We start from the raw sequence: 20,495 nt of genomic DNA on the forward strand, positions 1-20,495 counted from the left end.
CAGACAATCGCGCTCCTGCACTGGTTCGGCCGCCTGCGCATCCGCTGGGAAACCCGCGACGACATCCACGAAGCGTTCCTCAAACTCGCCTGCTCACTCATCTGCTGGCGACGCTTGCAAGTCACATTGCGTTAGGAGCTCTAAGTGGTCGGCGCCGGAAGTCCTTCGGGGATTGATCATGCTGCCAGAGCGATGGAGGATTCGTGGTGTCGGTCGAGCCGGGCCAGCAGATCGTCCAGGTCGGAAGTGGTGAACCTCCACTGGAACGGCTGTGCCGTGGTGTTGTAGCGGTCTTCGAATGCTCGGAGCCGGTCCCGGACCTGGGCCAGGTCCGTGAAGTCGTTGGGTGAGACGATCTTGCGCTGGACGATCGAGAAGAAGATCTCGATCTGGTTCGTCCAGGAGGCGTGGACAGGGGTGTGGACCATGACTGCGTTCGGAAATGCCTTGGTCAGACGGTCAATGGCCTTCTTCCCCCGGTGAGAGGAGCCGTTGTCGACGATCCAGAAGACGCGTCTGGCGCTGGCGTAGGGCTCGGTGGTCATGACCTGTTCAGCCAATGCCATGAACGGCGCGATGCCGGTGGTGGCCTCGCAGCGGCCGAAGACTCTCGCCCGGTGGACGTCGTAGGCGGCCAGGTAGGCCACTGCACCGCCGCGGCCGTAGGTGTGGTTGACGCGCATTGCCCTGGCCCGTCCCGGGGCGAGGGTTGGGTGGCAGCGGCAGCGGGCCTGGATCGAGGTCTTCTCGTCGCTGGAGATCACATATTCGTCCGCGTCGAGGGGTTCGCCTTCGTAGGTTCGGGCGTATAGGTCCAGGATGCGCTGGGCCTTGGCGCGGAAGTCCGGATCCCGAATGAAGATCCAGGACTGGAACTGCCAGGGCTTGAGCGCGTCCTGGCGAAGCCAGCGGCGCACGGTGGATGGTGAGACGGTGTCGGTGACGCCGCGTGCGGTCAGTTCGGCAGCCAGTTCCGGGCACGACCAGCGCGCCAGTGGCACCCCGGTCTCGGCCGGGAGCTGGCAGGCCAGGGCCTTGGCCTCGGCGACCTGCACGGGGGTGAAGCGGGCTGGGCGCCCGCTGCGCCTACGGTCGGCCAGGGCCGGCAGGCCGCCGTCGGCGAACCGGCCGCGCCAGGTGCGCACGGTGTCCACGTGCACTCCCACCTCGACAGCGATCCGTGCGTTGGACCTGCCCTGGGCCGCCAGGAGCGCGATCTGTGACCGGACCCTGGCCTGGTGCGGAGTCTTGCGAACGTAGGCCGCCTTCTTTAAACGTTGCCGCTCGGAGGCGGTCAGGGTTATGGGGCGGGCGGCAGGAACTGGCAAGGCAGGCAGGCCGATCAACAGAAGTGGAGCACAGCGAGATGGGGGGGCTTGCTCATGCCGTCTCGTTGGGGAGGGGGTCCAGGACCGCGAGTTCTTCCTCCGACAGGTGCAGGGAGCCGACGGCAACGTTCTGGACGAGGTGGTCGAGGTCGCCGGTGCCGGGGATGGCCAGAACGTGAGGGCCTTGGTGGAGTGTCCACGCCAGCCGGATCTGGGCTGCGCTCACGCCGCGGGCGCGGGCGACGGCGTGCACCTCCGGGCTGTGGTCGGTGGTCGCGCCAGCGGTGCGTCCCGTGCCGGCGATCGAGTAGAACGGCACGAACGCGATGCGTTGTTCACCGCAGATACGGAGGAACTCCTTCTGCTCGGGCGATGCGCCGATGCCGTACATGTTCTGGACACAGACCACCGGTGCGATGGTCTCGGCCTCGGCGAGATGGTGGGGGCTGACGTTGGACAGGCCCAGGTGACGGATGAGTCCGGCCTCACGCAGTTCGGCGAGTGCGCCGAAGCGTTCGGCGATGGAGTCGGTGCCGACGATGCGCAGGTTCACCACGTCGAGGTGGTCGCGGCCGAGTTGGCGCAGGTTTTCCTCGACCTGGCCGCGCAGTTGCTCGGGGGTGGCATGCGCTAGCCACTGGCCCGAGGGGTCGCGGTCCGGTCCGACCTTGGTAGTGATGACGAGGTCGTCAGGGTAGGGAGCCAGTGCCTGATTGATCAGCTCATTGGCGGAGCGCAACGGTGAGAAGTAGAACGCGGCGGTGTCGATGTGGTTCACACCGAGCTCGACCGCGCGGCGTAGCACGCCAATCGCCTGGTCACGGTCGCGTGGGACGGCATCGGCAGTGAACGCCTCGCCGCGCTGTGGCAGGCGCATCGCGCCGAAACCGACCCGGTTGACTGCCAGGTCGCCGAGCTTCCAGGTGCCCGATGCCGCCGCGGTGATCGTCTGTGAGGTCATGGCGGGATGATCTACGCACGGTAGGCTGGCCCGCCATTGATTCATGCATTCTTGAATCTATCGAGGAGTGGTTGTCCTGGCAGAGCTGGCGTTCTCGACGAGCGATCTGGCGCAAGTGCGGTTCGCCGTCTCACCGATGTGGGAGATCGCACCCAGCTTCCGACTGCTGAGGTCCGCCGCCGCACATCCAGTCCACCGACCCTGGGCCGACCAGGTACGGCCGCGGATGGTGGCCGCCGGTCTTGACCGGGGCTGGCTGGCCGAGCTGATCCCGCCCACCGGCGGGTACGTTCCCGACTTTCTCAACCCGGCCCCCGCCGGACCGGCCCCGACCCCGGCCGCGGAGCGGGACGCGATTCGGGCATCTCCCGCCGACCGGGTACGTCAGGACCTCGACCACCTGGCCCGTCACCAGGGAAGCCTCGGCCCCCGGCTGCGGACCCTGCATGCAGATCCGCAGACCCGCCTGGCAAAGGTCACAGAAGAGATCGAAGCGTACTGGGAGCTGGCGCTGGCCCCCTACTGGGCACGGATCCGGGCAGTCCTGGATGCAGACATCCTCTACCGTGCCCGCCAGATCGCCGAGCATGGTGCGGGCCACCTCCTCAACGACTTGCACACGTCGCTGCGCTGGGACGGCGATGCGCTGCGGATGGCCCGCCGAAAGCAGCCACTGACCCGCACGACGGCAGGCACGGGACTGCTGCTGATCCCCTCGGCCTTCACCGGTCCAGGGCTGCGCACCCGAACGACGCCGCCGGACCCTCCCCAACTCGCCTATCCGGCACGCGGTATCGGCACGCTATGGCAGCCGCGCCCCGCAACCCAAGCCGACTCTCTCTCCGCCGTACTGGGTCGCTCGCGGACCCTGCTATTGGCCGAGTTGGAAATGCCGGCCTCCACCACACAGCTGGCCCACCGCACCGGACTCTCCCCTGCAGGGGTATCCCAATACCTCACCGCGCTACGCAACGCCGGCCTCGTCAGCGCCCACCGCGCCGGCCGCTCCGTCCTCTACGCCCGCACTACCGCAGCGGAAACTCTCCTCCAAGCCGCCTCCGCCTGACCTCACGTCAACCCCCGAAGGGCTTACGGAGCCGACCACTAAGCCGCCTGGTTGGGGTAGGCGGCCGGTCAACGACGAAGCTCCTGGTACACGGTGCCACGATCGAGACCCACCGTGCCCACCAGGAGCTTCGTGTGCTGCGGTGTCCATCGGCGATCAACCTGTCCATCGCTGCCTGCTGCCTGCGTCGTTGGCCGTCGCTCGCGGAGCCGGGGTATCGGGCTAACCCTCCTGTCGGTCACGGGGAGGGTGCATGTTCTCGTGGCCTCCCCGCGCCACCGTCCGGCGTCCCGCCGCTGCCCGGGGCGCAGGCCTACCAGGCCCCACGTGGGCGGAGGCCGGCTCATCGGCCCGTGGGGCACGTCGGCATACTTGCCCGTCGGCGCGACATGTTCATTCCCGCATGTGAGGAGCAGTCATGGCCGAGCAGCCCGACGCAGTGAAGACCACGTTCCGGACGGTCTTCGAAGTGGGCCCCGATGCCCTGGCGCAGACGCAGGACATGGCCGGCGCGTTCCAGTACGCGATCGCCCCGGCGACCGTGGACCACGATTTCGGTGAGATCCGCCGTGCGGCGGAGGCCGTTCCGGACAGCTCGACGGTGAAGATCATCCGCGGCTGGGGGCTCCAGGAGACCGCCCCCGTCGGCGTCATGGTGCTCTCGCTCAGGGAGGCCGTCCGCCAGGGGCTGGCGCAGCCCTTCGGCAACCCCGCCTTCTGGGCAAAGGCCGAGGCCGCGCTCGCGGACGTGTTCGTCGGTCTCGGCGACCAGGAGGGCACCCACCTGTCGTTCCACGGGGACGCCACCGACAGCACGAGCTACTACTACAACCTGCTGTTCGCGCTCCAGGACGAGGAGACCGAGGGCTTCGTCCATGCCCTCGCCTTCTGCGTCCACGTGACCGTCGCGCTGCCCGGGAACGAGGTGCGCACTCTGACCGTCGACGACATCGCACGCTGCGCGATTCGGGTCGACGCGGTCGCCGTGCGACAAGCAGTCCGGACCGCCGCTGTCTGACGTCGGCCGGGGCGTGGCGCCGCGCCACGCCCCGGTTCGCCGGAGGGAAGGCCCGGCGGATGCGTTCGCCGAGGCGGGTGTGCGGTGCTGGGCGGACAAGGGCTACCAAGGCGCCGGCCCCGTCGTCCGAGTGCCCTTCCGCGGTAGCCGGGAGAGCCTCTCCGCAGATCAGCGGTCCGGTACTCTCACCGTGCGAACTCACCCCCCACAGCGCCCAGTTGGGCGCACAAGGAGCAGGCGATCATGGACAAGGGTAGGAAAACCGCCCTCATAGTCGGCGCGATGATGTGCGCCCTGGCAGCTCTTCCCACGGCGGCGCACGGCGCACCCCGTTCGGATGCGTTGCCGAGCAAGAGCGAATGGCTCGATGACGTCGCCCCCGTCGCGGCCGACCTCCAGAGCTATCTGGAGCGGCGCCTGAACGGCGTCCGTGAGGGCGAGCAGCCCGCGGTCGTCCTGGACATCGACAACACGTCCCTGGCCACCCACTACGACGAGGGCAAGGCCATCAAGGCCATCCTGCACGCCACCCAGTACGCACACCGCCATGGCGCGGCGGTGCTGTTCGCGTCCTACCGCAGCGCCGACTCGCATGACTCCACGACCCGGCAGCTCAGCTCGGCCGGCTACACCGTCGACGGGCTCTGCCTCAAGCCCCGTGGGCACAGCCCCGGCAAGGCGCAGGTCAAACTCGGCTGCCGCAAGAAGTACGAGGGAGAGGGGTACACGCTCGTCGCCAACGTCGGGAACCGCAGCACCGACTTCGAGGGCGGGCACTACGAGAAGGGGTTCAAGCTGCCGGACTACGACGGTGCGCTGAGCTGACGGGAGCGCCCGCCTGGGGAGGGGCAGAGGCCGGCTCGATCCGCCCGCCGGGACCTGCCGGCTGGGCACGACGTGCAGGTCGTGGCGAACGGCCGCTACACCGAGCTCCGTGCGGCCATCCCGCCGAGGTCACGACTCGGCGGGATGGTTCCCGCCGGCTGCCAGGTCCGGCATGAACCGGCTGCCGACGTAGTCGCGGAACAACACGATCTGGCCGTCGCGGATCCGGAAGACCTGGATACAGGGCACCTCGAAGGGCCGTCCGGTAGTGGTGGCACGTCCCACCGTCGTCAGTTCGACGATCACGACCTCGGGATCCGAGGTCTGGTGGACCTGCCGAATGCGTAGATCGGAGATCTCCAACGGCAGTTGACCGGTGAGCCTGGAGAACTCCCGAATCGCCTCCCGACCCTCCAACCGGGAAGGCGCCCCCTCAGGGGCGAACGGCATCTCGATCACGCCGTCCTCCGCGAACAGGTCCGCGAACGCCTCCATGTCCCGGGCGACCACCACCGCTCGCCGCCGCTCCAAGACCTCCAGCGGGCCTTCCACCGATCCCGGCTCACTCATGGTGCCTCCCCCTGCGTTCAACAACTGTTGCGCGAATGGCTCAACGAGCGTAGAGCGAGCGGGAGTTCCGCCCACGGGATCCGATCCTCCTCCCGCGTCCACAAGGGTCGATCCGGCCAGTCACCCCGATGACGAGGTCGACGAGGTCGACGAGGTCGACGAGGTCGACGAGACCGCGGGCGCACGGTGGGCAACCGTAGAGGCCGGCCCGACGCTGTGAGCGCCGAGCCGGCCTCGCCGGTGGTGCATCCCCCGATGGTGCATCCCTCGGTGGTGCATCCCCCGATGGTGCATCCCTCGGGGGTGCATGCCCCGGGGGTGCATCCCTAGGGGGTGCCGAACCGTCCGTTCGGCGGGGCTGGTCAGTCCGTGCCGAACTCCATCGCGGCCCGGTCCAGCATCTCGTCGTCGTCGGAGACCTCGCCGCGGGAGGCGATGGCCTCGGCGCCGCCCTGCGGCAGCTCCGGCATGGTGCCGATCAGACCAGTCGCAGCCGCCTGGGCGGCGCCGATCGTGGGGCTGTCGGTGCCGATCAGGCCGAGCCCGGCGTACTGCTCCAGCTTGGCGCGCGAGTCGGCGATGTCGAGGTTGCGCATGGTGAGCTGGCCGATCCGGTCCACCGGGCCGAACGCCGAGTCCTCGGTGCGCTCCATGGACAGCTTGTCCGGGTGGTAGCTGAACGCCGGGCCGGTGGTGTCGAGGATCGAGTAGTCCTCACCGCGCCGCAGCCGCAGCGTCACCTCGCCGGTGACGGCCGCGCCGACCCAGCGCTGGAGCGACTCGCGCACCATCAGCGCCTGCGGGTCCAGCCAGCGGCCCTCGTACATCAGCCGGCCGAGGCGCCGTCCCTCGTTGTGGTACTGGGCGAGGGTGTCCTCGTTGTGGATCGCGTTGACCAGGCGCTCGTACGCCGCGTGCAGCAGGGCCATGCCGGGCGCCTCGTAGATGCCGCGGCTCTTGGCCTCGATGATCCGGTTCTCGATCTGGTCCGACATGCCCATGCCGTGGCGGCCGCCGATGGCGTTCGCCTCCATGACCAGGTCGACGGGGGAGACGAACTCCTTGCCGTTGATCGTCACCGGGCGGCCCTGTTCGAAGCCGATCGTCACGTCCTCGGTGAGGATCTCGACGGCGGGGTCCCAGAACCGCACGCCCATGATCGGCTCCACGGTCTCCACGCCGGTGTCCAGGTGCTCCAGGGTCTTGGCCTCGTGGGTGGCGCCCCAGATGTTGGCGTCGGTGGAGTACGCCTTCTCCGTGCTGTCCCGGTAGGGCAGGTCGTGGGCGAGGAGCCACTCCGACATCTCCTTGCGGCCGCCGAGCTCGGTCACGAAGTCCGCGTCCAGCCACGGCTTGTAGATCCGCAGGTTGGGGTTGGCGAGCAGGCCGTACCGGTAGAACCGCTCGATGTCGTTGCCCTTGAAGGTCGACCCGTCGCCCCAGATCTGTACGTCGTCCTCAAGCATCGCCCGGACCAGCAGGGTGCCCGTGACGGCGCGGCCGAGCGGCGTGGTGTTGAAGTAGGCCCGCCAGCCCGAGCGGATGTGGAACGCCCCGCAGGTGAGCGCGGCCAGGCCCTCCTCGACCAGCGCCGCGCGGCAGTCGACCAGGCGCGCGATCTCGGCGCCGTAGGTCTTCGCACGGCCGGGCACCGAGGCGATGTCGGGCTCGTCGTACTGGCCGATGTCGGCGGTGTAGGTGCACGGGACGGCGCCCTTGTCGCGCATCCACGCGACCGCGACCGAGGTGTCGAGGCCGCCCGAGAAGGCGATGCCGACGCGCTCGCCGGCGGGAAGGGAGGTGAGGACCTTAGACATGGGAAGAGTATGCATAATCGCGCATGATCATGCAACACCCGTCGGTGTGATGCCCGCGGCGCACGATCCACGCCCGCCGCCATGCGGTGTGGTTCCCGGCCGAGCTCGGGTCCCCTCCGGGGATCGAGGGGGCGTCGGAGCAGGGGCGGGATCTTGGCACAAGTTGCCATCGACCGGGCTCGGTCCCGGGGCATGTACTGATCGTCCGGGCCGGCCGGCGGAGGGAGGAAAGGCATGCGGCATCTGCTCGACGATCTGGAGAGGTGGTATGCCGACGGGCGGACCTTCGCCCTGGCCACCGTGGTCGCCACGCTGCGGAGCGCACCCCGGGACGTCGGTGCGGTCATGGCCGTCGGCGCCGGGGGCGAGGTGCTCGGCAGCGTGTCCGGGGGCTGTGTGGAGGGTGCGGTCTACGCGTTGGCGCGGGAGGTGATCGCCTCGGGACGGCCGGAGTTGGCCGGCTACGGGGTCACCCGGGAGGACGCGTTGATGGCCGGTCTCACCTGCGGCGGCACCCTGGAGGTGTTCGTCGAGCCGATCGACCCGGCCCGTCGACCGGACTTCCCGGCCCTGGTCGCCGCCGTGCGGGCGGGCACTCCGATGGCCGCGGCCACCGTTGTCTCGTCGCACGAGGCCGACCGTGTCGGTATGCGAGCCCTGGTCGGTCCCGCCGGATCCGGCGGGACCGGGCCGCTCGCGGACGCCGCCCGGGAGCTGCTCGGCCGTGGCGAGAGCGGGCTGCTCGTCCCGGGTGCCGGCGGCGGCCGGATCGCCGCGGTGAGCGCCGCGCCGCCCGGGGACGTCGTGTTCGTCCACGCGCACGTTCCCCGGCCGCTGCTGCTGGTGTTCGGCTCCAACGACTACGCGGCGGCGGTGGCGCGGGCCGGTGCGCTCGCCGGGTTCCGGGTGACCGTCTGTGATGCCCGGCCGGTGTTCACCACGCCTGAGCGCTTCCCCGGTGTGGACGATCTGGTCGTCGAGTGGCCCGACCGCTATCTCTCCGCCGTCCCGGTGGACGCCCGGACTGCCGTGTGCGTGCTGACGCACGATCCGAAGTTCGATGTGCCCGTGCTGGTGCGCGCGTTGCGCACGGAGGCCGGGTACATCGGGGCGATGGGCAGCCGGCGTGCGCACCGGGACCGGCTCGTCCGTCTGCGGGAAGAGGGCCTGACCGAGCGCGAGTTGGCCCGACTGCACTCGCCCATCGGACTCGATCTCGGCGCCCGCACCCCGGAGGAGACGGCCATAGCGGTACTCGCGGAGATCGTGCAGTGCCGGCGGGGTGGCTCGGGGAAGCGTCTGGTCGAGACGGACGGACGTATCCACGGAGGCCGTTGAGCGTGCGAGGGGACGGCCGGTGCTCCCGGCCGTCCCTTCGGTCACCGCGCCAGAGGCGGCGCGTCTCGCGCCAGTGCGCCCAGGGCCGCGGTGAAGCACGCGGCGGGCGGTGTCACCAGCCCGGCACCGACCTGGCCGGTTCCCGCGACGCGTCCGGCGATGCCGGTGTTGATCTGCGGCAGCACGCCGGTGCGGACGACCCTGGTGACATCGATGCCGGTCGGCGTGCCGCGGAAGTCCAGCACGGGCACCTGGTACGCCGGGTTCTCGGCCAGGGTGATGTCGTACATGCGGCGGGTGGCGTCGAGCGCGTCCTGCACCTGGCCGCCGACGAACCGCACGATCGCGGGTGCCGCCGCCATCGCGAAGCCACCGATGCCGGCGGTCTCCGTGATCGCCGAGTCGCCGATGTCGGGGTTGGCGTCGCCGGGACCGTAGGAACCCAGGTACATACCCTCGGGAACCTGTGCGGGACCGGTGAACCAACGGTCGCCGGTGCCGGAGACCTGGATCCCGAAGTCCGTGCCGTTGCGGGCCATCGCCACGACGAGCGTCGAACCCGGCACACCGCGCCCGGCGTCGAGTGCGAGCTTGCAGGCCGGCATGACCAGGTTGAGGAAGAAGTGGTCGTTGCCGCTGATGAAGCGCACTGCCTCGGCGATGTCGGCGGCGGGGGCGTCGGACTCGATCAGTTCGGCGAGGAGTTCGCGCAGCAGCATCAGTGTCCCGGCGCGGTTGCGATTGTGGCCCTCGTCGCCCATCTGGAGCATCTGGGCGATGATCGCCCGGACGTCGACCGGACCGTGGGCGCGGACGGCCGCGCCCAGCAGCGGGCCGAGGACCGTGGCCATCCAGCGCAGGCGCTCGACGACCTCGGGCCCGAAGGCGCCGTAACGCAGGACCTTGCCCAGGCCTTCATTGAGCGAGCACCAGGCGCGCGTGCCGTGCACCTCGTCCCGCAGTTCGCACATCCACATCGACGGGCTGACGACACCGGCCATCGGCCCGACCGCGCCGTGGTGATGGCAGCTGTCGAGCTCCACCGCTCCCCGTGCCAGTCGTTGCTCGGCCTCTTCCGGGGTGGCCGCCAGGCCCTCGAACAGCATGGCTCCGACCAGCGCGCCGCGCATCGGCCCCGAGGCGCGTTCCCAGTCGACGGGCGGCCCGGCGTGCAGGAACTGCCCGGGCCCCAGACCGAGTACCTCCCGGGCCGGACGGACGTCCACGAGCTGCGCGGTCGCCGCCAGCACCCGGCTGACGGCGATGCGGTTCGCCTCCTCGCGGCGCGGGTCGGCCAGCACCCGGGCCAGGTCCTCGGCGGAGCCCGGCAGGGGCGGGCGCCAGTCGACCCGGGTGACCGGTACGGCCTGTGCGGTCAGGGCCTCGGCGAGCAGGTCGGCCCCGGCCGCGACCACCAGGGGCTCGCGGCCGAGGAGACGTCCGGCGGGGGAGGGGTCGGTCACGGCTGGTGCCTTTCGACGAGTGCCACTGCCCGGTGGGCGGCCGCAGCGTTGGAGAGGTGGACCTCGGCGCCTGCCCCGGCCAGCACCCGGGCCTGGGCGTACAGCCCCTGGGGATCGGCGTCGGTCCCGCACAGCGAGACGACGACGGGGGGCGCTCCCGGGCCGGCCGCACGGATCACGTCGGCCACGGCGGTGGCGGGGTCGGCGTGCGCGCCGTGACCGAGCACGACATCGAGCAGCAGGACGGCGGTCCGGGGATCGGCGAGTTCGGCGGCGAGCCGTTCCAGGCGCAGGCTCGGGTCGATCATGGGGTGCGGGCGCCCGGCAGTCAGACCGTCGTCGCCGAAGTCGATCATCAGATGGCCGTCGGACCGGAGGTCGGCAGGGAGTGCCCAACCGGGCTCCAGCGGGATGTTGGAACCGATCGGTCCCAGGGCCCCGGCAGCGATGACCATCGCCTCGTCGCACAGCGTCCCGCCGCAGAACAGGCCCCGCAGCACGCCGTCACGCGGGACCAGCGACTGCTCGGGGAGCCAGGAGGGCCAGCTGGTGGGGTGGCCGTCCCCGTCCGTGAGCCCGAGGGCGGTCAGCGCCTTCTCCGCGGCGGCGGTCAGATCGTCCCGGCCGCGGCCGAGGAACGCGAGCTGCACCGGCGTGGTGAGCTCGGCGGCGTACCGCGCCACGTCGACGGCCACGGACGGCGCCGGGGGCTTGGACACGACGACGATCAGGCGGGTGTCGGGGTCGGCGTCGAGCAGGGCCATGGCCTGGAGCGTGGACCGCGCCCCCACCGCTTCGGAGAGGTCGCGTCCACCGACGCCGAGGCAGTGACTGACTCCGGTACCGGCCGAGTGCAGCAGGCACATGAGTTGCTGGCTGCCGGTGCCGGAGGCGGCCACGAGTCCGACCGGGCCGCCGCGTACGACGTTGGCGAAGCCGAGGCCGACACCGCCCACCACGGCGGTCCCGCAGTCGGGACCCATCACCAGCAGACCGCGCTCGCGCGCCCGGTCCTTGAGCCGAACCTCGTGTGCGACCGGAACGTTGTCGCTGAAGATCATGACGTCGAGGCCGGCGTCGAGCGCATCGGTTGCCTCGGCGAAGACGTGGGGACCCGGAATGGAGAGCAGCGCCAGGGTGGCGGCGTCCTTGGCCGCGCCGATGGTGCGGAAGGTATGGCTCGTGGCCGCGCCGCCGGTGGCGACGGAACCCCGGGACGGGGCGGCCAGCTCCTGTTCGAGGTGTTCGCGGGCCCGGCGCAGCGCGTCCTGGTCGCTTGCCCGGATGGCGATCACCAGGTCGTTGGGCCCGGCTTCCTCGGGCACGTCGAAGCCCATGCCGTCCAGGAGGTCCAGGTTCAGGCGCGTCGCCATGGCCACGAGGGCGCGGTCGACGCCGTCGACCGCGCCGACCGATCGGCTCACCTGCATCAGACGCACCGAGTCGCGGTACATACCGCGACGCAGTTCCAGCGCGCTGGTCACGGGGTTCTCCTTCCTGTCGGCTCTGCTACGGAGTGCTGTTCCGGCTGTTCCGGCTGTTCTGGCTGTTCCGGCTGTTCTGGCTTTTCCGCCGGTCGGCGGGGCGGTCGGCGGGCCAGGACGGCCCGTGCCCCGGCGAGCACACCGAGGCCGAGATCCGCCCCCGAGGTGTGCCCCACCGCCAGGAGCCGTGCCAGGGCCGGGGCGACGGGCCGGTGTCCGGCGACGGCCTCGATCAGTTCAACGGCCTGCGGGCAGCCGTCGCCGCGTGCGGCGTGGCCGAGCAGGGCGGCCGACAGGTCGGTGGTCCTCCCGGGGGCGAGCGCCGTGACGCGGGTCCCGAGCCAGGTGACACCGTCGGCCTCGTCCGGCTCACGGGCGCGCGGGGATCCGCCGCGGCGTCCGGCTCGGCCGGCCGGTGCCGGCGGCACCAGGTGGCGCAGCGCCAGCAGGAAGCCGCTCAGGACGTCGTCGCCGCTGGGCGTGAGTCCGGGCCCCAGCCCGAGCAGGCGTGCGGCGGCCGCGCGGGCGGCCGGGCGCTCGTCGCGAGCTGCGTGCCGGGCCAGCTCCGTCAGCACGGCACGGCCGTGGTCGGGGAGGCCCGGCCGCGGGCCCGCGGTGCTGCGGAAGAGCGCGCCCAGTTCGGCGGCGCCGACCCGCAGCGCCGTACGGTCGTGCGGTGGGTGCGGGCGAGGTGGCGTCCACCAACGGGCCACCCGCACGCGCAGACCGCCGATCCGCAGGACGCCGGCGCCACAGTCGGCGGTGTCACCGTCGTGCACGACGGCGGTCAGCGGCGCTCGGTTGCGGTCGGCCACCAGGACCACGGCGTTGGGCAGCCGCACGGCGTCCGTGGTGAGGAGAGCGAGGACGGTGCCGTCCGCCGCGGTCACATAGACCGCGGCGGGGAAGACCGCGAGCAGGCGGGCGGGCCTGGTGGGGCCCTCCAGGGGGGCCCGCACGATCCGTGCGGCGGCTCCGGGCAGAACCGTCTGCCGTCCCGCCGACTCGGTGACGGTGGTGATGGCCAAGGCTGGCACCTCCTCGGGGGCCTCGGGCGGGGAGGCCGCGGATCGGTCGGCTCGGGATCTGTTGCGAACGTAATGGGGTCGCTAAGGTCCCCCCATGGGCAAGGTTGCCAATGATCAGGCCGTTCCTTCGCAGGAGTTGCCAACGGGTGCTTCCGCGGTCCCGGCCGGCGGTGGTACCGACAGCGGCGCGGGGGCCGGCGGCGCACGCGTCGCGAGCGGCGGGTTGCTCACCCGCGGCATCCCGGTCCGCGAGGTGCTCGGCTCGCCGTGCCTCTCCGGCGCCCGCCTGATGGCCGGAGAACGCGGGCTCGACCGCGTGGTGCACCGGCTGCGCACCGTGGACGTCGTCGATGACCTGCCCCGGATCGAGCCGTACGAAATGCTGCTGGCCACCGGCCGTCCGCTCACTGAGGCCGCGCAGGACGCCGCCAGGCTCGTTGCCGAGCTGGAGCGGCGACAGGTCGCGGCGGTCGCCGTCCCACTCGGCCGCGGAGCCGACGAGCTCCCGCCCGAGATGCTGGAGACGGCGGATCACCTGGGCCTGCCGATCGTCCGCCTGCCGGGCGACGTGGCATGCGACGACCTCGTCAACGGCGTGCTCACCGACATCCTCAACCGGCAGGCGGCGGTCCTCGAACGCTCCGAGGAGGCTCATCGGGCACTGGCGAACGTGGTCCTCGCAGGCGGCGGACTGACCGCCCTGACCTGCGAGTTGAGCACGTTGCTGGGAGGCAGCGTGCTGGTGACCACTCCGGACGGGCGGGTGCTCGCCCAGTCGGATCCGCCGCAGGGCTGCCCGCAGGTGCAGGAGTGCTTCGATCCCAGTGGGCGCTTTCGCGTCGAGCGGTTCAAGCACGGGCTGCACAGCCTGGAAGAGCGTGGTGCGCGCGTGGCGCTGGTGCCCGTACGGGCCGGAGCGTTGGACCACGGCCGGATCGTGCTCATCGCCGGCGAGCGGCCGGTGGACGGCAGCGATGTGCACGTCCTGGAGCGGGCCGCGGCCACCGCCGCGCTGGTGATCACCAAGGAGCTGGCCGTCGCGGCGGTCGAGAGCAAGTACCAAGGAGACTTCCTGCGCGACCTGTTGGCCGGGCGGGCCGGCGAGCCGGAGCACGCGGTGCCGCACTGCGCGTCGCTGGGCTGGGACGTCGACCGGCCGGTCGTCGTGGTGGTCGCCGAACTCGACCCCGGTCAGGACCCCGGCCCGCAACCACGCGGACTGCGCCCCCTGCACGAACGGTTCGCCACCGCCTGGAGCATGGTCGTGCGCGAGCACGACCCCGGTGCCGCGGTGGGCGGCTTCAGCCAGGAGGTCGTCGTCGTGATGGGCGCCGTCGACGCGGCCGCCGCGATCCGCACCGTACGGCAGATGGTGGCGCAGGTCTCCGGCGACGGCGGGGGCGGGCGCCGCACGTTCAGCACGGGGGTCAGCCGGGTCACCGAGCGTCCGGCCCTGCTGCCGCAGGCGTATGAACAGGCGCGGCGAGCGGCCCGGGTGGGGCGCCAGATGCACGGGCCGGGGGCGATCGCGGACTTCGACAGCCTCGGCGTCTACCGACTGCTCAGCCTGATACCCGACTCCGCGGAGCTGTCCGCCTTCCTGCGGGAGACGCTGCGCGAACTGGCGACGCGGGACGACCAGGAGGCGGCGGGCCTGCGGACGACGCTCCAGGTGCTGCTGGACACCAACCTCAACGTGGCGGAGACCGCGCGCGCACTGCACTTCCACTACAACACGCTGCGCTACCGCATCGGCAAACTCGAACGCCTTCTGGGGCCGTTCACCACCGATCCCCATCTGCGGTTGAACCTCGCGCTGGCGCTCCAGGTGCTGCGCATGCGCGGTCTGTGACGACCGGGAGCACGGCGCCGGGCCGCCGTGGCTCCCGCTCGCGCGGCGTCGTCGGCCCGAGCAACCGCACTCGGCGGACCCTCCCGAGGAGAGTCCGCATCACCAACTCTTGCTGAGGGTCTTGGCACAAGTTGCCGATTCCCGCGGGATCGCCGCGAAGTTGAATCGCTGGCACCGCGAGCCGCCATCCGGGCGGCGCATACCGCGGCCATCACCTCCGCCACCCTCCCGCCCGAGAGGAGCGCATCCGTGACGCCAGCCGCGCACGCGAGTTCCCGGCGCCGCATACGCATCGGCATCGACACCGGGGGAACGTTCACCGACGTCGTAGCCGTTGACGAGCACACCGGCGATGTCATCACCACCAAGACCCCCTCGACCCCGTCCGACCCGGCCGACGGCTTCCTGTACGGAGTCGAGAAGGTGCTGGGCCTCATGGGCGCGACCGGCGCCGATGTCACCGGGGTGGTGCACGGCACCACCGTTGCGACCAACCAGCTCCTCGAGGACAAGATCGACTGCCTGGGGTTCATCACCACCGAGGGCTACGAGTTCATCCTGGAGATCGCCCGTCAGGCGGTGCCGGACGGCTACGGCAACTCCTACTTCTGGGTCAAGCCGGAGCGCATCGTCCCGGTCGACCGGGTACGCACCCTCGGCGGCCGCATGGACCACCAGGGCAACGAGGTGCGACCGTTCGACGAGGCGGGCGCTCGCGAAACCGCCCGCTGGTTCCGCGATCAGGGCATCACCACGCTCGGGGTGTGCCTGTTGCACGCGTACGCCAACCCCGCGCACGAGCAGCGGATGCGCAGGATCCTGCGCGAGGAGCACCCCGAGGCCGTCGTCTCCCTCAGCTCCGAGGTGCTGCGCGAGTACCGGGAGTACGAGCGTGCGATGACCACGCTGGTCGACGCCGCGGTCAAACCACGGGTGGCCCGGTACGTCGCAGGCATCAAGGACCGCCTGGACGCATCCGTCGGCGCGGGTGCGGGGCCTGCGCCGCAGGTGGTGCCGTTCGCCATCATGAAGTCCAACGGCGGCATCCTGTCCGCCGAGGAGGTCGTGCACCAGCCGATCACCACCGTGCTGTCCGGCCCGGCCGCGGGTGCGCTGGGCGCGGCGCTGATCGCACAGACGGCGGGCTTCGACAAGATTCTCACCTGTGACGGCGGTGGCACGTCGACCGATGTCTCCGTCGTCCTGGACGGCGAGCCGACGCTGACGACCGAGGGTGCCGTCGGCCGCTTCCCGTCCAGGATCCCGATGATCGACGTCGTCACCGTCGGCGCGGGGGGCGGCTCGGTCGCCTGGATCTCCCCGGAAGGCACCTTGAAGGTCGGTCCCCGCTCGGCCGGTGCCGACCCCGGTCCGCTGTGCTACGGCAGGGGCGGCACCGAACCGACGATCACCGATGCCCATGTACTGCTCGGCCGCATTCCGCCGCACCTGCTCGGCGGTGAGATTCCGCTCGACGTGGGGGCGGCCCGGCAGGGCGTGCGCAAGCTCGCCGACGAGCTGGGGCTGGGCCTGGAGCAGTGCGCCACCGGCATCCTGGAGATCTCCGCCTGGAACCAGGCGAACGCGCTGCGGCAGATCACGGTCAAACGCGGTCTGGACGTCCGCGACTTCATGATGGCCACTTTCGGCGGGTCCGGCTCGCTGCTGCTGTGCCGACTGATCGACATCCTCGGCCTGGCCGGGGTGATCGTGCCGCGAGACCCGGGCAACGTCTCCGCGTTCGGGCTCCTCACCGTCGATGTGCGCTGCGACTACGTGCAGACTGCGGTGTGCCGTCATACGGAGCTCGACCACGATCGACTGGCCGACGTCTACGGGCAGTTGACGGCGCGAGCCGCCGAGGCGCTCGACAAGGAAGGGTTCCCGCCCGCGGACCAGAGGTACGCCCGCAGCGCCGACCTGCGCTACTTCGGGCAGGCCTTCGAGGTTCGGGTTCCGGTTCCCGACGGCCCGTTGGACCCCGAGCTGACGGACACCGTCGCGACGGCGTTCCACGACGCACACCGGCAGCTGTACGGATACGACTTCCGCAGCGACCCGAACCAGGCCGTGGAGTGGGTGAACCTGCGGGTCACCGGCATCGGCCCGATCCGCCGCCCGGCCCTGCGCGAGCTGCCGGCGGGCGACGGCGACGTCACCCGTGCGCTGAGCGGCGTACGGCCGGTCTGCTTCGACGCCGCCGAGGGCCATGTCGACACCACGGTCTACCGGCGGGCCGATCTCGCGCCGGGCGACCTCGTCGAAGGCCCGGCGATTCTGGAGGAGTTCGGATCGACCATCCCGGTACATCCCGGGTTCACCGCCCGCGTCGACGCACACGGCAACGTCGTGGTGACGCGGGCCGCACAGAAGGGGGCCTGAGGCCATGACCGCGCAGACCACACAGCCGCCGGTCCCGTCGGTGGATCCGGTCGTCCTGGAGATCGTCGAAGGGACCCTCGCCTCGGTCGAGAGGGAGGTCGAGACGGCGATCGCCCGCACCTCGCGCTCACCCATGATCAGGGACGCGCACGACTTCCGTGCCGGCATCCACGACCGTGCGCTGCGCAAGCTCACCGGCCGCTCGTACTCGGCGCTGGTGCACCCCGTCGCCCGCGACTTCCCGCTGGAGACCATGCGGCCCGGGGATGTGTTCTTCCACAACGACGTGTACGAGTCCGAGGGCGGTATCGGCCACCTGCCGGACCTGTGCGTGACCGTGCCGGTGTTCCACGAGGGCGAGGTGGTCGCGTTCGTCCAGGCCTTCGGCCACCACGACGACATCGGGGGCTGCTGCCCGGGTTCGATGCCGTCGGGCGCGACCAGCGTCTACGAGGAGGGCCTGATGGTCCCCCCGATCAAGCTGTGGGACCAGGGCGTGCCCAATGCGGCCGCCCTGCGCATCATGACGCGCAACTCGCGGATGCCGGACTCGCTGGCGGCGGACCTGGACGCCGAGTGCTCGGCGTGCCTGATGGGTTCACGGCGCCTGACCGAACTGTTCGCGCGCTACGGGCGGACGACGGTCGAGGCGTGCTTCGATGCGCTCCTGGACAAGACGACACGGACGTACCGGCGGGAGATCCTGGCGAAGATCCCGGACGGCGAGTACGTGTGGGAGGACTACGCCGAACACGACGGCGTGGACGAGCCCAGGCTGCACACGCAGCGGATCACCCTCACCAAGACCCCCGAGAAGATCATTATCGACTTCACGGGGACGTCACCGCAGGCGAAGGGCCCGATCAACCACTGCGGCGACTACGCGGACGGCAACTTCCTCAAGAAGTGGCTCGCCCCGATCCTGCGCAACCTCGCCGACACCCCGGAGCGGATGGCCGAACTCGACGTCAACGAAGGCGTCGTGCCGCTCATCGAGATGAAGTTCCCGGAGAAGGGCACCCTGCTGACGCCGGTCTTCCCGGCGCCGACCAATGCGCGCACGTTCGTCATCCTGCGCCTGCTGGGCGTGCTGGCCGGCGTGCTCGCCAAGGCCGTGGACGGTCGGATGCCCGCCGACCAGGAGACCATCCGCTACACCGGCGTGTACGGCCAGGACGCCCAGGGACACGCCTACTTGATGCGCGAAGTGCTCGGCGGCGGCTCCGGCGGCCGCTACTACGCCGACGGTGAGGACACCATCCATGTGGTGCCCGACTCACGGAACCTGCCCACCGAGTTCACCGAGGCGCGCTTCCCGTTCCGGGTCGAGCGCCTCGGGCTGGCCGTCGACTCCGGTGGCCCCGGCGAGTTCCGCGGCGGCCTCGGATACGAGAAGCACATCCGGATGCTCCAGGACGCCTCCTTCATGTCGATCGCCGACCGTTCCATCCTGTCCTGCTGGGGCGTCAAGGACGGCAGGGCGGGGCGGCCCTTCGAGGTCGTGATCGACCCCGGCGGTCCCCACGAGCGCGTCATGGAAGGGCTGGTCGACGACGAGCCGGTCCGTGCCGGTGAGGTCATCCGCATCCGTACCACCGGCGGTGGCGGCTGGGGCGACCCGCTCGACCGCAGGACGGAGTCGGTCGTGCGCGACGTGCGCTGGGGCAAGGTGTCGGCGCAGGGCGCTTACGAGGACTACGGGGTGGTCGTGGTCGGCGACGGCGACGACCTCCGGGCGGACGAGGACGCCACCGCGGCACTGCGGGCCGGGTTGCGAGCGCAGCGCCCGCAGGTCCGGCCGTTCTTCGACCGCGGGCCGGGGTTCGCTTCGCTGTCGGGCGGCCGCCCGTACGCGGACGTCGATTTCCGCTAGGGCCCGTCGTCGAACTCCCGTCGTCCGCCGTGCGGCAGGCGGGAGTCCGACGGCAGGGCCCGGCCCCGTGCCGCCGGTCCGGCGGGGCGCCACCACGCACGTGCCCCGCCGGACCGGCCTTCCACACACCGCCCGTGGGCGGGCGGTCCCCGGTGACCAAGCCCGCGCGCATGCGGATTCTCCGACCCTGAGGAAGGGATGACCCGAAGTGAGCGGACCGCTTTCCGGCCTCGTCGTACTGGACTTGTCCCGGGCGCTGGCCGGCCCCCACGCCGCCATGATGCTGGGCGACATGGGGGCACGTGTGATCAAGGTGGAGCACCCCGACGGCGGTGACGACACCCGCGGATGGGGACCGCCGTTCGTCGGTCCGGCCGACGCCCGGGAGTCGACGTACTTCCTGTCCTGCAACCGCAACAAGGAATCGGTGGTCCTCGACCTGAAGTCCGCGCAGGGCCGTCACACGCTGGCCCGCCTGGTCGAACGGAGCGACGTCCTCGTGGAGAACTTCCGCACCGGAGTCCTGGACCGTCTCGGCTTTCCGGCGGAGGAGCTGCACCGGCTCAACCCCCGGCTGGTCCTGCTGTCCATCACCGGATTCGGCCACGACGGTCCGCAGGGCGGGCGACCCGGCTACGACCAGATCGCGCAGGGCGAGGCCGGACTGATGAGCCTGACCGGCCCGGACCCGGACTCACCCACACGGATCGGGGTGCCCATCGGCGACCTGCTCGCGGGCATGTACGGCGCCTACGGCGTCGTGGCAGCGCTGCATGAGCGCGCCCGCACCGGTCGGGGGCGCGTGGTGCGCACCTCGCTGCTGGCGGCGCTCGTGGGAGTGCACGCCTTCCAGGGCACCAACTACACCGTCGCGGGCCGGGTCGGCCGGGCCCAGGGCAATCTGCACCCCTCCCTCCAGCCGTACGGCTCCTACCGCTGCCGCGACGCGATCGTCCAGGTCGCCGTGGGCAGCGAGGGCCTGTGGGCGAGGTTCGCCCCCTTGGTCGGGCTGGCCGTCGACGACCCGCGCTTCGCGGTCAACGCCGACCGGGTGGTCAACGCCGAGGAACTCGCAACGGTGATCAACGCGGCGTTCGCCGACCGGGGAGTGGCGGAACTGCTGGCCGAGCTGTGCTCCGCGGGGATTCCGGCGGGCGAGGTCCGCACCCTGGACCGGGTGTACGACTGGGCGCAGACTCGGTCGCAGGGCCTGGTGGTGGAGGTCGACCACACCACCCTGGGCACGGTCGAACTGCCGGGTCCGGCGGTCCGGTTCGACGGGGACCCGCCACAGCGGCACGCCGCGCCACCAGTCCTGGGCGAGCACACCCGAGCCGTCCTGGGCTGGCTGGACGGACTCGACGGCGCCGGCGGCCTCGGCGGGCACGACGGGCTCGCCGGGGACCCTCCCGGAGCCCCCGCCGACGGCCGCCCGTACACCTCCCACCTCTGACACCCAGGATCTGGCACGCAGGACAGGAGAGCGCAAC

At 71.2% G+C, this 20,495-nt stretch carries 15 protein-coding genes and 2 pseudogenes; 10 read left to right on the plus strand and 7 right to left on the minus strand.

Translation table 11 applies throughout. The annotated features are described in order from the left end of the window. Window positions 1–135: pseudogene (locus AB0C96_RS27450) on the plus strand (IS5/IS1182 family transposase); the annotation flags it as partial. A 41-nt stretch (window positions 136–176) separates the two neighbouring features. On the opposite strand, the gene AB0C96_RS27455 reads toward AB0C96_RS27450, so the two are convergent. Continuing rightward, window positions 177–1,328 carry an IS630 family transposase gene (locus tag AB0C96_RS27455; RefSeq protein WP_362920922.1) on the minus strand — a complete coding sequence of 384 codons (1,152 nt, stop codon included), beginning with the start codon at window positions 1,326–1,328 and terminating at the stop codon, window positions 177–179. 52 nt (window positions 1,329–1,380) lie between these two features. Beyond that, window positions 1,381–2,289: an aldo/keto reductase gene (locus AB0C96_RS27460; RefSeq protein ID WP_362920836.1), complete on the minus strand. Its 909-nt coding sequence runs from the start codon at window positions 2,287–2,289 to the stop codon at window positions 1,381–1,383. A gap of 67 nt (window positions 2,290–2,356) precedes the next feature. Here AB0C96_RS27460 and AB0C96_RS27465 point away from each other — a divergent pair, with 67 nt between their 5' ends. From AB0C96_RS27465 to AB0C96_RS27480, 4 genes and pseudogenes are all read left to right on the plus strand, one after another. After that, window positions 2,357–3,355 (plus strand): DUF5937 family protein, encoded by a 999-nt coding sequence (locus AB0C96_RS27465; protein ID WP_362920838.1) that lies wholly within the window; start codon window positions 2,357–2,359, stop codon window positions 3,353–3,355. 418 nt (window positions 3,356–3,773) lie between these two features. Beyond that, window positions 3,774–4,373 carry a Type-2Aa cytolytic delta-endotoxin gene (locus AB0C96_RS27470; RefSeq protein ID WP_362920839.1) on the plus strand — a complete coding sequence of 200 codons (600 nt, stop codon included), beginning with the start codon at window positions 3,774–3,776 and terminating at the stop codon, window positions 4,371–4,373. A gap of 58 nt (window positions 4,374–4,431) precedes the next feature. Continuing rightward, a pseudogene (locus tag AB0C96_RS27475) lies at window positions 4,432–4,551 on the plus strand (IS5/IS1182 family transposase); the annotation flags it as partial. Between the two features lie 65 nt (window positions 4,552–4,616). Continuing rightward, window positions 4,617–5,198, plus strand: coding sequence for an HAD family acid phosphatase (locus AB0C96_RS27480; RefSeq protein ID WP_362920840.1), 582 nt, complete (start codon window positions 4,617–4,619; stop codon window positions 5,196–5,198). 129 nt (window positions 5,199–5,327) lie between these two features. Here the strand turns inward: AB0C96_RS27480 and AB0C96_RS27485 are convergent, their stop codons facing one another. Together AB0C96_RS27485 and argG are read right to left on the minus strand one after the other, a co-directional pair. Beyond that, window positions 5,328–5,768, minus strand: coding sequence for a nuclear transport factor 2 family protein (locus tag AB0C96_RS27485; protein ID WP_362920842.1), 441 nt, complete (start codon window positions 5,766–5,768; stop codon window positions 5,328–5,330). Window positions 5,769–6,130: 362 nt separating this feature from the next. Then, the gene (argG, locus tag AB0C96_RS27490) at window positions 6,131–7,585 is read right to left on the minus strand and encodes an argininosuccinate synthase (protein ID WP_362920844.1); all 1,455 of its coding nucleotides are present in this window, start codon (window positions 7,583–7,585) and stop codon (window positions 6,131–6,133) included. Window positions 7,586–7,819: 234 nt separating this feature from the next. On the opposite strand from argG, the gene AB0C96_RS27495 reads away from it, so the two are divergent. Next, a complete protein-coding gene (locus tag AB0C96_RS27495; RefSeq protein ID WP_362920846.1) occupies window positions 7,820–8,923 on the plus strand; it encodes an XdhC family protein in 1,104 nt (367 codons plus the stop codon). A 41-nt stretch (window positions 8,924–8,964) separates the two neighbouring features. On the opposite strand, the gene AB0C96_RS27500 is transcribed toward AB0C96_RS27495, so the two are convergent. From AB0C96_RS27500 to AB0C96_RS27510, 3 genes are read right to left on the minus strand one after another with little or no spacing between them, the layout of a single operon-like run. After that, window positions 8,965–10,386: a DUF1116 domain-containing protein gene (locus AB0C96_RS27500; RefSeq protein WP_362920848.1), complete on the minus strand. Its 1,422-nt coding sequence runs from the start codon at window positions 10,384–10,386 to the stop codon at window positions 8,965–8,967. Continuing rightward, window positions 10,383–11,870, minus strand: coding sequence for an FdrA family protein (locus AB0C96_RS27505; RefSeq protein WP_362920850.1), 1,488 nt, complete (start codon window positions 11,868–11,870; stop codon window positions 10,383–10,385). Before AB0C96_RS27505 ends, AB0C96_RS27500 begins: the two co-directional genes overlap by 4 nt. Further along, entirely contained in the window at window positions 11,867–12,898 is a 1,032-nt protein-coding gene (locus AB0C96_RS27510) for a DUF2877 domain-containing protein (RefSeq protein WP_362920851.1), read from the minus strand. The genes AB0C96_RS27505 and AB0C96_RS27510 overlap by 4 nt, the downstream gene beginning before the upstream one ends. A gap of 94 nt (window positions 12,899–12,992) precedes the next feature. Between AB0C96_RS27510 and AB0C96_RS27515 the strand changes: the two genes are divergently transcribed. The 4 genes from AB0C96_RS27515 to AB0C96_RS27530 all read left to right on the plus strand — a co-directional run bounded on the left by AB0C96_RS27515 (window position 12,993) and on the right by AB0C96_RS27530 (window position 20,458). Beyond that, window positions 12,993–14,750, plus strand: a complete 1,758-nt coding sequence (locus tag AB0C96_RS27515; protein ID WP_362920853.1) for a PucR family transcriptional regulator ligand-binding domain-containing protein — start codon at window positions 12,993–12,995, stop codon at window positions 14,748–14,750. Between the two features lie 249 nt (window positions 14,751–14,999). Next, the gene (locus AB0C96_RS27520) at window positions 15,000–17,132 is read left to right on the plus strand and encodes a hydantoinase/oxoprolinase family protein (RefSeq protein WP_362920855.1); all 2,133 of its coding nucleotides are present in this window, start codon (window positions 15,000–15,002) and stop codon (window positions 17,130–17,132) included. A 4-nt stretch (window positions 17,133–17,136) separates the two neighbouring features. Then, window positions 17,137–19,005 (plus strand): hydantoinase B/oxoprolinase family protein, encoded by a 1,869-nt coding sequence (locus AB0C96_RS27525; RefSeq protein ID WP_362920857.1) that lies wholly within the window; start codon window positions 17,137–17,139, stop codon window positions 19,003–19,005. Between the two features lie 208 nt (window positions 19,006–19,213). After that, window positions 19,214–20,458 carry a CoA transferase gene (locus tag AB0C96_RS27530; protein ID WP_362920858.1) on the plus strand — a complete coding sequence of 415 codons (1,245 nt, stop codon included), beginning with the start codon at window positions 19,214–19,216 and terminating at the stop codon, window positions 20,456–20,458. The last annotated feature ends 37 nt before the right edge of the window (window positions 20,459–20,495 follow it).

The sequence above is a fragment of the Streptomyces sp. NPDC048506 genome (assembly GCF_040651315.1).
In the GTDB taxonomy this organism is placed as follows: domain Bacteria; phylum Actinomycetota; class Actinomycetes; order Streptomycetales; family Streptomycetaceae; genus Streptomyces.

Coding starts and splice junctions, on each gene's coding strand:
- AB0C96_RS27460 (WP_362920836.1), bottom strand. CDS start 2,289: ATGACCTCACAGACGATCACCGCGGCGGCATCGGGCACCTGGAAGCTC.
- AB0C96_RS27470 (WP_362920839.1), top strand. CDS start 3,774: ATGGCCGAGCAGCCCGACGCAGTGAAGACCACGTTCCGGACGGTCTTC.
- AB0C96_RS27480 (WP_362920840.1), top strand. CDS start 4,617: ATGGACAAGGGTAGGAAAACCGCCCTCATAGTCGGCGCGATGATGTGC.
- AB0C96_RS27485 (WP_362920842.1), bottom strand. CDS start 5,768: ATGAGTGAGCCGGGATCGGTGGAAGGCCCGCTGGAGGTCTTGGAGCGG.
- argG (WP_362920844.1), bottom strand. CDS start 7,585: ATGTCTAAGGTCCTCACCTCCCTTCCCGCCGGCGAGCGCGTCGGCATC.
- AB0C96_RS27495 (WP_362920846.1), top strand. CDS start 7,820: ATGCGGCATCTGCTCGACGATCTGGAGAGGTGGTATGCCGACGGGCGG.
- AB0C96_RS27515 (WP_362920853.1), top strand. CDS start 12,993: ATGGGCAAGGTTGCCAATGATCAGGCCGTTCCTTCGCAGGAGTTGCCA.
- AB0C96_RS27525 (WP_362920857.1), top strand. CDS start 17,137: ATGACCGCGCAGACCACACAGCCGCCGGTCCCGTCGGTGGATCCGGTC.